The sequence below is a fragment of the Shewanella sp. SM69 genome, assembly GCF_025653985.1.
GTDB classification, from domain to species: Bacteria; Pseudomonadota; Gammaproteobacteria; order Enterobacterales; family Shewanellaceae; genus Shewanella; species Shewanella oncorhynchi.
This window is the reverse complement of the sequence record NZ_JAKKRV010000051.1, coordinates 1-1,199: the sequence shown is the minus strand read 5'-3', so window position 1 is coordinate 1,199 and position 1,199 is coordinate 1. Positions and strand designations below refer to the sequence as shown.

Here is a 1,199-nt window from a genome sequence, read left to right as displayed (position 1 = left end):
GTAAACGTGGGCACCATTGGTCACGTTGACCATGGTAAAACCACACTGACTGCAGCTATCTCTCACGTACTGGCTAAGACCTACGGTGGCGAAGCTAAAGACTTCTCTCAAATCGATAACGCTCCAGAAGAGCGTGAGCGCGGTATTACGATCAATACCTCTCACATCGAATATGACACGCCTTCACGTCACTACGCACACGTAGACTGCCCAGGCCACGCTGACTATGTTAAAAACATGATCACTGGTGCTGCACAGATGGACGGCGCGATTCTAGTAGTTGCCTCTACAGACGGTCCAATGCCACAGACTCGTGAGCACATCCTGCTTTCTCGTCAGGTTGGCGTACCTTTCATCATCGTGTTCATGAACAAATGTGACATGGTAGATGACGAAGAGTTACTGGAATTGGTTGAAATGGAAGTGCGTGAACTTCTGTCAGAATACGATTTCCCAGGTGATGATTTACCAGTAATCCAAGGTTCAGCTCTGAAGGCCCTAGAAGGTCAACCAGAGTGGGAAGCTAAGATCCTTGAATTAGCCGCAGCACTGGATTCTTACATTCCAGAACCACAACGTGACATCGATAAGCCGTTCCTACTGCCAATCGAAGACGTATTCTCAATTTCAGGCCGTGGTACAGTAGTTACTGGTCGTGTTGAGCGTGGTATTGTTAAAGTGGGTGACGAAGTTGAAATCGTTGGTGTTCGCACAACGACTAAAACAACGTGTACTGGTGTAGAAATGTTCCGTAAACTGCTTGACGAAGGTCGTGCAGGCGAGAACTGTGGTGTGTTATTACGTGGTACTAAGCGTGATGACGTAGAACGTGGTCAAGTATTGGCTAAACCAGGTTCAATCAACCCGCACACCACTTTTGAATCAGAAGTTTACGTTCTGTCAAAAGAAGAAGGCGGACGTCACACTCCATTCTTCAAAGGCTACCGTCCACAGTTCTACTTCCGTACAACTGACGTAACCGGTACTATCGAACTGCCAGAAGGCGTAGAGATGGTAATGCCTGGCGACAACATCAAAATGGTAGTGACTCTGATTTGCCCAATCGCGATGGACGAAGGTTTACGCTTCGCAATCCGTGAAGGTGGTCGTACAGTTGGTGCTGGTGTAGTAGCTAAAATCATCGCTTAATTGCGATAGAAATTAGTTTGAAAAGGAAGCTTCGGCTTCCTTTTTTGTTT

1 protein-coding gene is annotated in these 1,199 nt (G+C 47.0%); it reads left to right on the top strand.

From position 1 onward, the window contains the following. Positions 1–1,149, top strand: a 1,149-nt coding sequence (tuf, locus tag L5M37_RS23995) for an elongation factor Tu (RefSeq protein ID WP_113941600.1), incomplete at its 5' end; no start/stop codon positions are given. Positions 1,150–1,199 lie beyond the last annotated feature (50 nt).